13 protein-coding genes are annotated in these 8,707 nt (G+C 55.6%); 7 read left to right on the top strand and 6 right to left on the bottom strand.

Annotated features, from left to right (window positions below; translation table 11 throughout):
• Positions 1 to 252: 252 nt before the first annotated feature.
• The 7 genes from HDF16_RS29625 to HDF16_RS29590 all read left to right on the top strand — a co-directional run bounded on the left by HDF16_RS29625 (position 253) and on the right by HDF16_RS29590 (position 4,227).
• Positions 253 to 924 (top strand): recombinase family protein, encoded by a 672-nt coding sequence (locus HDF16_RS29625; RefSeq protein WP_184224480.1) that lies wholly within the window; start codon positions 253 to 255, stop codon positions 922 to 924.
• A complete protein-coding gene (locus HDF16_RS29620; protein WP_246410496.1) occupies positions 921 to 1,235 on the top strand; it encodes a hypothetical protein in 315 nt (104 codons plus the stop codon). The genes HDF16_RS29625 and HDF16_RS29620 overlap by 4 nt, the downstream gene beginning before the upstream one ends.
• A 95-nt stretch (positions 1,236 to 1,330) precedes the next feature.
• Entirely contained in the window at positions 1,331 to 1,681 is a 351-nt protein-coding gene (locus HDF16_RS29615) for a hypothetical protein (RefSeq protein WP_221313418.1), read from the top strand.
• 625 nt (positions 1,682 to 2,306) lie between these two features.
• Positions 2,307 to 2,687, top strand: coding sequence for a hypothetical protein (locus HDF16_RS29610; protein ID WP_184224474.1), 381 nt, complete (start codon positions 2,307 to 2,309; stop codon positions 2,685 to 2,687).
• 310 nt (positions 2,688 to 2,997) lie between these two features.
• On the top strand, positions 2,998 to 3,273 hold the full coding sequence (locus HDF16_RS29605; protein ID WP_184224472.1) for an HU family DNA-binding protein: 276 nt from the start codon (positions 2,998 to 3,000) through the stop codon (positions 3,271 to 3,273).
• A gap of 283 nt (positions 3,274 to 3,556) precedes the next feature.
• Entirely contained in the window at positions 3,557 to 3,817 is a 261-nt protein-coding gene (locus tag HDF16_RS29595) for a prevent-host-death protein (RefSeq protein WP_184224468.1), read from the top strand.
• The gene (locus tag HDF16_RS29590) at positions 3,817 to 4,227 is read left to right on the top strand and encodes a PIN domain-containing protein (RefSeq protein WP_184224466.1); all 411 of its coding nucleotides are present in this window, start codon (positions 3,817 to 3,819) and stop codon (positions 4,225 to 4,227) included. The genes HDF16_RS29595 and HDF16_RS29590 overlap by 1 nt, the downstream gene beginning before the upstream one ends.
• 7 nt (positions 4,228 to 4,234) lie before the next feature.
• Here the strand turns inward: HDF16_RS29590 and HDF16_RS29585 are convergent, their stop codons facing one another.
• The 6 genes from HDF16_RS29585 to HDF16_RS29560 form a co-directional block, all read right to left on the bottom strand.
• Entirely contained in the window at positions 4,235 to 4,540 is a 306-nt protein-coding gene (locus tag HDF16_RS29585; RefSeq protein ID WP_184224464.1) for a hypothetical protein, read from the bottom strand.
• Positions 4,527 to 4,823, bottom strand: a complete 297-nt coding sequence (locus tag HDF16_RS29580) for a BrnT family toxin (RefSeq protein WP_184224462.1) — start codon at positions 4,821 to 4,823, stop codon at positions 4,527 to 4,529. The genes HDF16_RS29585 and HDF16_RS29580 overlap by 14 nt, the downstream gene beginning before the upstream one ends.
• A gap of 327 nt (positions 4,824 to 5,150) precedes the next feature.
• Positions 5,151 to 6,053 (bottom strand): replication protein RepA, encoded by a 903-nt coding sequence (locus HDF16_RS29575; RefSeq protein WP_184224460.1) that lies wholly within the window; start codon positions 6,051 to 6,053, stop codon positions 5,151 to 5,153.
• A gap of 62 nt (positions 6,054 to 6,115) precedes the next feature.
• Entirely contained in the window at positions 6,116 to 6,385 is a 270-nt protein-coding gene (locus tag HDF16_RS29570) for a hypothetical protein (RefSeq protein WP_089844099.1), read from the bottom strand.
• Positions 6,382 to 6,999 (bottom strand): ParA family partition ATPase, encoded by a 618-nt coding sequence (gene parA, locus HDF16_RS29565; protein ID WP_089844096.1) that lies wholly within the window; start codon positions 6,997 to 6,999, stop codon positions 6,382 to 6,384. Before parA ends, HDF16_RS29570 begins: the two co-directional genes overlap by 4 nt.
• Before the next feature lie 983 nt (positions 7,000 to 7,982).
• The gene (locus tag HDF16_RS29560) at positions 7,983 to 8,489 is read right to left on the bottom strand and encodes a hypothetical protein (protein ID WP_184224458.1); all 507 of its coding nucleotides are present in this window, start codon (positions 8,487 to 8,489) and stop codon (positions 7,983 to 7,985) included.
• Between the last annotated feature and the right edge of the window lie 218 nt (positions 8,490 to 8,707).

Genomic DNA, 8,707 nt, shown 5'->3' with positions numbered 1-8,707 from the left:
GCAGGCCAAGAAGAAGAACCACTACGGCAGCACTTGCAAAAAGAGTTTGGATGCGCGGCATATAACTCCTCATGGTCTGCACCGCCACGGTCCAGGTGCCTAAACTATCAGCACAGAGTACACCCGCGAAGGAACAAGCTCCGGCAAAACGGCGTTTGCGGAAACTACGTCTCAAGCTCTCCCGGACCCTCCAAGGCACCTGTTACATTCTTTCTACGGACGTAGAAGAAACGTAACAGAGGGCCAAAAACGATGGCGAAGACCAGGTTTGTGAGCTACCTGAGAGTTTCGACCGCACGGCAGGGAACTAGCGGCCTGGGACTCGAAGCGCAGCGGGCTGCCGTCGCCGGATTCCTCAATGGGGGAGACTGGACCCTGGTGCAGGAGATCATGGAGGTGGAGAGCGGAAAGCGCAATGACCGGCCTGCCCTCGCTACCGCCCTCAAGCTCTGCCGCAAGCATCGCGCTACGCTCGTGATCGCGAAGCTGGACCGTCTGGCCCGCAACGTCGCCTTCATCTCGAACCTTATGGAGTCCGGCGTTGAGTTTGTGGCTGTCGATATGCCCCAGGCGAATAGGTTCGTGGTGCACATCCTGGCTGCCGTCGCTGAGCAAGAAGCCGAAGCCATCTCGAAGAGGACCAAAGCAGCCCTCGCCGCCGCAAAAGCGCGGGGAACGAAGCTTGGCGGCCGCCGCGTCTCGGCTGAGCGGTTCGCTGAGATCCGAGCCGCAGCGCGCCAGGTGCGTAGCCAAAAAGTGAGCCAGGTCCGCTCGGAGCTCCTTCCGACGATCACAGCCATACAAGCCACCGGCAAGATTTCGCTTCGCGCGATAGCAGCAGAACTCAATGCTCGTGAGATCCCTACACCCAGAAGCGCTGGGGAATGGTCAGCGGTCCAGGTTCAAAGGGCGATGGAACGATGACGCGGCTCTCTACTGCCGAATCAATGGCGCTGGTGGTGCTCAACGTTTTGGGCGCGATTGGTTATGACATCGCCGCCTCCCGTGGTGGCTGGAAAATACCGGAAGAAGTCGCAGCGGGAATAAACGTCACCACTGGAGAGCCGTTCATCTGGTTCATCAGTATTCTGCCAATAGTCGCGGCATTCTTTGTGATCAACGTTACCTGGGGAGTATGTGTTCTACGTAGGCAACGATGGAAGGCTGGTCTGTACTGGATAATTGCAGCCGCCGTTTGGCTAGGAGCGGTGGTGATCGACTTTAGACATCACTGACGTTGACTCCCGCGAAGGCATGCTGGGAACAGGTCGAAGTTGCAGGTAATGCCGTTTCAGGGCATCTCGACGTACACCGCGATAGCATGGTCGACATGCTGCCTGATTCACCCGTCATACTCGCGATATTCCTGCTGCTCGACTCCTTAGTCGGACTGGTTATCGGTGCTGGCTGCGGCTGGCTGGTTTCGTTAGCCTCGAAAGGCCATCGCTCGAAGCTCTGGCACGATGCGATCCTCGGAATCGTAGGTTTGCTGGGTGGAATCACCGCCGTCGCATACATGCCATGGCATCAGAACACCATTACGGAACGTCTGGATGGAGGAGGCACGGTGACAACTACTATGAACTCCTATCAACACCCATGGATCGTTGGTGTTGTCTTTGCGGTGCTCTCGCCAATGCTGTACGAGCTGTATCGAGCTCGCCATGGAAGAAAGCGGTAACCTTGAAAGATCAACGCGAGTTCAAGACCATCCTCATCGCTTATCCTGGGTTGTCGGAAACGTGACGTGTTCGGCTCGTCGGACTACTGACCGTACCCGCCTGAAGCGTCCGTTTCAGGAGTAACAAGCTGTCATGGCAATCTCTGAACGCCGGTTTCCGGGGCAGTGGTCTATTCTGCAAGACACCTATGGAAGACACTCCAACACAGAAATTTACCGGCTTCAGATGCATCATTGGGTTCAACCTTGTTCTAATCGCCCTATCTTGGTCAGCGTGGTTCGAGGGAACCGCGACAAGAGTAGGCGCGGTTGATCATCTGTTCGGCAGCTTTCGCCTCGGCGGTTTCCGAGCCGATGTCGTTTGGCTCGTGCTCTCAACGTTAGCAATCGCTTTGGCCGGTTTGCTTTCTCTCCTAAAGGTGAGAAACAGTCAGACAGCACGGATAGATGCCCTGCTATGCGCGGTCGAAGTATTGGCCTTCTGCAGCTTCGTGTACAGGATTCTGACTACCGGGGTTTTAGACTTTGGCTTACAAAACTACGCGATCCCGCCGCTAGAACGCTGCGTACTCGGCTCAAATGGTGGTTCAGTGAGTACAAGACCATGAAAGAGGACGATTAGGGAATGAAACCGGTGATCATGATCGCGGCCCGAGTTCTTCCACTTAGCCTGATTCTGCTGGGATTGGCCTCCGCGTTCGTCGCTGCCCTAAGCGCAATATCACCTCAGAAAGGCATGTGGCGACTAGCTGCTTCGTTCCTTGTTGGCGCAGCGTTCACCGTGGGTTCCATCACTCAAATGCTCAAAGAGAATCAGTTATGGCCAGGAGTTGTCGGCTTGGGAGCAGGAGCTTTCTTGATGTGGATCGGCTACAGAAAGTACAAGAAAGAGTTCAAGGCGCTACTCGAAGAGTTCTATTCCGATTCACCTCACCGGCTCAAGGCTTCGCTCTTCGGGCTTACATTGGTGGTGAAGAAACCAAGCAGCGATCAGGAGCAGGACTGAACCTATGCCCGCCAAACCATGTACAGGCGAATTTTCTTCTGAAATCCAGGAATCGCTTGTAAGCGATATGAGCAACGCTCTACGTAGAGATCACCCTTGCGAGCTCTGCGGGCTTGTCGTCTCTGCAAGGCTTGAGAAAGGAAGATGGGTGCCGGAAGAGCATTGGGCGTCGGTCACCTATACGAAGAAACCAACGCCTCCACCTCAAGTGAAAAGGTCAAAGTCTCGTTACAGCTGAGATGGTTCCGTTCAAATTAGAGAGTTTCTCGAACATGCTCTTCATTCGGTAGAAAGTGCATCGGAGCAAGGTATGACCCGAGTGGATCTTGTTAAGAAACTTCTTACGCTTGGCGACCTTACTCCTCGCAACGGAGAAGTCATCGTCGACACCATCCTCAATGCGATGGTTGCCGCCCTCCAGGCAGATGACAAGGTGGAGATTCGAGGGTTTGGCAGCTTCCATACTCGAAAGCGAAGCCCAAGGATCGGCCGTAATCCGAAGACAGGAGCGCGTGTCGAGATACCAGCCAAACGTGTTGCCTTCTTCAGGCCATCGAAAAATCTACGCAGTTTAGTGGATAGCTGATGGACGATTAGGGTCTACGTTTCCTCTTTTCAATGGAGCAGTTCGCAGCGGGCTCCGGTGGAGCAATTTAGGAAGCGTGCAGGTCGATGTTGATGGATCCATCCGGGAAGTCAGCTCGCAGCTACTGCCCCGCCAGCGTCTCCTCCAGGCGAGCTTGGCTCGCTGGCGGCAACTCTTCACTAACCTTCGTCCAGCTCTTCATGCGATGTGTCTCCGAGGGCTTTGTTCCCTTATGGCCCATCTTGTCATAACATACATACATTGCAAATGGAGGAGAGTGGCAATGTCCATTACGACCGTTTCATCGCGGGATTTTGCCCGGGATCTGGCGCAGGCTAAGCGTGCAACGACAGCTGGCCCGGTGTTCGTCACGGATCGAGGCAAGCCGACGTTTGCCTTGCTGAAGATCGAGGATTACTACAAGCTCGCCGGCGAAAAGCCGCGAAGCCTGCTCGACATCATGGATTCGCTGCCCGGCGGCCAGTTTGAGTTCGACCCACCAAAATTGGACAGCATGGGATTCAAGCCAGCGGAGCTCGAATAGTGTTTTTACTCGATACCAATGTGATCTCGGAGCTACGGGTGGGCAAGGCGAATCCATCTGCCGCCGTACGCCGCTGGGCGGCTAGTATCGCTGGCAATCAGCTCTATCTTTCGTCCGTCAGCATCCTTGAACTGGAGACGGGTGTTCTGCTGATGGAGCGGAAGGACGCTCAACAAGGCCAGCTGCTTCGCTCCTGGCTGCAGGGTGTGATGAAGGAGTTCTCCTCACAGGTACTGCCCTTCGGGAGCACCACGGCGGTTCTGTGCGCCGCAATGCACGTCCCTGACCGCCGACCCGACCGGGATGCCATGATCGCAGCTACAGCCAAGGAACATGGCTACACGATCGCAACTCGCAACACTGCTGATTTCGATGACTGCGGTGTCCAGCTGCTCAATCCGTGGTTGTAGCCCCGTTTCACCGTGCCGCTCTCATCTCTGCGACGGCTTCCTGGATGGCCTGCTCTGGCACTCCGTGCGCGATGAGCCTTTGGCTGAACTCCTCGACGGCCGAATCCTTGGCCCGTTGCGCTTCCCTTTCGGCCAGGTGCTTGCGGAGCCCGTTCGAGATGTAGGCCCGAATGAGCGCCTGGTACCCGCCGAATCCGAGCGAGGGGGCGACCTCCTTGAGATCCTCGATGACGTGATCGGGCAGCCGGAGGGAGATCAGGGTCATGGGTTTGTCTGGCTGCATGTTGCGCTTGATGCGATCAGTCATTTTCATAGCGTCTCCTTTCCGCCGGTTCCGCAACTCTTGCGGAGATGAGGCGGAGCACATCACCTTCCCGAACCACATGGACGACATAGAGGAGCCGGTAGTCGGTCGTGAGGCCGATACAAGCCTGCCGGGCCTCTTCCTGGGGGCTGGCGTCCTCGTAGCGGGCAAGCTGATCGAGAAAGACCTCTCGGGCCTGCTCGAACCGTACGCCGTGCCTGGAGGCATTGCTGGCCGCTTTGTCGCTATCCCAGACAAAGCCCTGCCCATCCAGCGTCGAGTACACATCCATATAGCCATTGTATATACACGACTCCCGAGCTGGCTACGGCTTTGCAGATCGGGGAGGCGCTAGCGTTTCACCGTATGGGTTTTGGGCGTTGCCGGTTTCAAAATCCACAGCTCGACCCCACCGACTAGAGGACTAGAGAACTACAGACAGACAACTACAAAGGCAAAAACTATAGGCTTCCTTTAAGCATTCAAAAACTGCGACCGTTTCACCGTAGTGGCGCGACCGTTTCACCGTAGTGGCGCGACCGTTTCACCGTAGAAAAGCCACTTTAGAGGGCATCTCGCGCGACCGTTTCACCGTAGCGCCATGTGTAAAACAAAGGACTTAGCTTTTTGAGGCGATCGCAGTGGGTGATGGATGAACGATGAGGGCCGCCCCCGTCGTCTCGAGCTTGAGCGTGGGATAGACGAGCTGGATCTTCTTTAGAGCCATGTTGACTTTGATCTTGAAGTCGCGGAGCTGAGCGTACTCGGCTCCCATTTGACCGTGTAGTCCTTCCCAGGGGATGATGCGGGACTCGCGCTTGCGAGTAGCGCTGAAGGCCGTGTGCGTCAGCCATGCGTAAAGATCGAGAGCGAGCGGAGACCGCTTCAAGGCTCGAAGCGCGCGCATGTCGATCGGTACCGGCGCGGCTGTGATGGCAGCAAAGAATTCCTCGCCCAACTCCACCCAAGATTCCCAGAGGTTGTCTTGGTGTGACTTGGCTGGATCCCACCACAACGTCCCTTTGGGAGCGATCTGCATATCGACATAGCTCTTAGACCACTCGCGCCGATCCTCAAAGGTGATGATGGCGCGAAACAGGCGTTCCATCTGAGAATGCAGGCGTGCTGCGTCGCCCCGCTTCCCTCCCCCGGTTCTGGGGTTCAGCCCGATCTCACGCATGAAGCCGTCTAAGCTGTTTCCAAGTCGTATGTGGCGGCTTTTCTTCTGTGTGGCTTCTGTGACGAGCCAGAACAGCAGCAGTCGAGGAATAGAACCGTAGGGGTAAAGGGCTTTATTGTGTTCATCGACGTAGGGGCGGATGGCGAGGGTGAGATGACCGTTCGTCCGGCTCCATCGCATCAGGTTTCCCGGGTCTGAATGTGGAAGGGTGCATTGCACGAGTTGGCGCGCCATGTAGGAGCGCTCGACCGCCTCTGGGTTCATGCGAATGTCGACAGCTGCGTCTATCAGCTTGTCTGCATAGCTCCCTTCTAGGGCGTCTTCCTTCATTTTTCGCGGCATTCTGTGATGCTCCTAAACAGCGTCCTGACGCTATGACGTCAATGCGTCATGACGCAATCGCGTTACTCTGCCAGCTTTGGCAGCCCCTTATCAGTAAAGACGCGGTTGAGTCCTCTAACCGCAAGCGACTGGATGCTCATCCCTTCAGAGACAGCAAGCTGATGAAGCCGTTCCCATTCAGAGCGTTGCAAGCGCACGGTAAGAGCTACGACCTCCTTCTTTGCCCTTTGGCGGCCCACAGTTGAATCCTGATCCCCAAGTGTTGCGGAGATTTCTGGTTGGATAGCACCACGTTTAGTGAATGCTGCAAGGCCTGTGACTTTTCCGCTCATCTCAATTGCTCCTTTAGCCATTTCCAAAGTTCTTGAATTTCCTGTGCTGCCTTGCCGTCCGCTTCGAACTCAGTAACCGCTCTGCCAGTTGCCACGGCTCGAGCGAAGGCGCGACGATCCGTAATGTCAGAGGGACATACTGGTAATCCGTACTGCTCCAACACCGCTCTCGTCTCGGCGATCTCAGGGGAGCGAAACGGGCAAGCGGATAACACCAGGACAGCTTTTTTCTTTGCCGCTCGGATAATCTCAACAGCGTTGCTGACGGCCGCTAGGTCAAAGGCGGTCGGGCGGCAGGGAATTACGACCAGATCGACAGACTTTGCAATACGGGCAGCGTCAGGCGCTGTGTGTGGTGCGGTATCGATGATTGCAAGAGTCATCTTGTCTTCAGCGCCAGCTTTGAGAACCTTGTCGAGTTCGCCAGCAGAGATCGTGACGACTACAGGCTTGTCGGCTTCGCGAGCGTCTCCCCAGACGGTCGCGGACTTTTGTGGGTCGGTGTCGATCAGGAACACCTTCTCCCGAGATTCTTGAGCGGCAACGGCCGTATGGACAGCAAGCGTTGTCTTCCCGCTGCCGCCCTTCTGGCTGAGGAATGCGATTGACTTCATGACGTCATGATGCCACAACGCCAAAGCGCCGCGACGTCAAAAAGAGTGATGTATCTCAACCGATACCTGACCAAAGGAAGCCGCTAAAACCCGGATGCGGCGCATTCGGAGCCGCATCCTCGTCATTGCCGATAACACCGACTTTGCAGACGTCTGTGCCGACAACCGAAGTTGTCGTGGGAATTTGGACTGACACCCTGTGTTCAGGGAACACGTATGCTGCGCGTGGTGTCTATCAAATTAGGAGTTCAGAATGCTTGCTCAGGTACTAACGCTGCTTGCATTGATCACAGTCATCCCAAATGCTTCAGCCCAAGCTAACCGGCAGTCTGGCGATCTGACCGTGAATGTGACGAGTGTTCGGCGCGAGGCCCATGGATTCCTAGTCAAAGTCAGGATTGCGAACACGTCAAAACGAGTTCTTTTCTTGCCACAGTCGCCAGGCTGGCCTCAATTTCAGTATCGGCCGCAAATTTTATCCCTGGACGTTCAGCAATGGTCTGATGGAGAGACGAACCTTTTGCCGTCAGGACGTTCGCTAAGCAGCTCGCTCCCTCCTCATCCCGGGTATTTTTCGGTCGGGCCTTGCCGAGATATTCCTTTTGAGGGGCACTGGATTTCGGTTTTGCCGGGCACCGCTCTAAGCGACGAGATTCCGGTATTTGATCCATCTACTGCGGACTATATCCCCAGCTCTTGTACTTGGCGATCTGCTCACCTGGGTCCCACCGTGCGGATCTCTGTAACTGCACGCCCCTCCCGAAGAATGCGAAGTGGTCACAAGATCACCGCTTGGGCCGATACTGCTTTGCCTTATAAGTGAGGTTTGCTGCTTTGGATATCTGCCAGCTCGTTTGCAGCCGGTTACATCGTTGCGCCTCAAAAACGGGGTTTGCGGAAGTTTCGGCTCCGTCAAAATCGTCCGGACCGGTGAAGTTTCCGCAAACACCGACTTTGCGGGAGTCTAGCTAGGGCGACGCGAATCAACGATTCCAAAGCTCTTTTATCGTTTCCGGCAACACGTAGAGTGTAATCACTCCTGGCTCGGGCTTTTGCGTCTTCGAGCTGCATAGATTGGGCGCAACTACCCCCTTAGACAAGACGAGATCAAGATCAAATTCGCTCGTCGCGCTCAGCGATCCATCGCTGGCAGCATCACGGCAGTCGCGATCCACTAACTCAACGACAACTGTCACGCGACGCGGATCGGCTCCTTGAACATTTATATGGGCGTCATTCCACAAAACTGTCTTCCTCCGGGCTTCATCCATATGCTGAACATCAACCTTCCCCACGTAGACGATGGGTGAGGCGAGCCAGATGGGAAAACCCGTCTTGCCATTCCTGACCCGTATCGTAATTCGCTGGTGCTTGGCGCTCCCGTTATTAGCAGAGGATCGAAAGGTCCGAGCTGAAGAAGTGCCGCTATCGCCCGCCGACAACAGCGTTAGCAGCACTAATCCGCGAGTAACTGTCGCAAGAGGACTCATGAGGAAGAGGCTATCAAACGGATGGTGAAGCAGTCGTTCGTGAAAAACGGGGTTTGCGGAAGTTTCGACTCCGTCAGACCGCCCGGCGGACGACGTTGCCGCAAACACCGACTTTGTGGAAGTTAATCTTCAGCCTCGAAAGACAGGCCAAGCGCGACGGAAGCCATCGAGAAGGAAGAAGCCCTGAACTAGCAGGAACAAAACGGGCGAAAGACTAA

It is taken from the genome of Granulicella aggregans, from assembly GCF_014203275.1.
Taxonomy (GTDB): domain Bacteria; phylum Acidobacteriota; class Terriglobia; order Terriglobales; family Acidobacteriaceae; genus Edaphobacter.
This window is presented reverse-complemented; position numbering and strand designations above follow the sequence as displayed.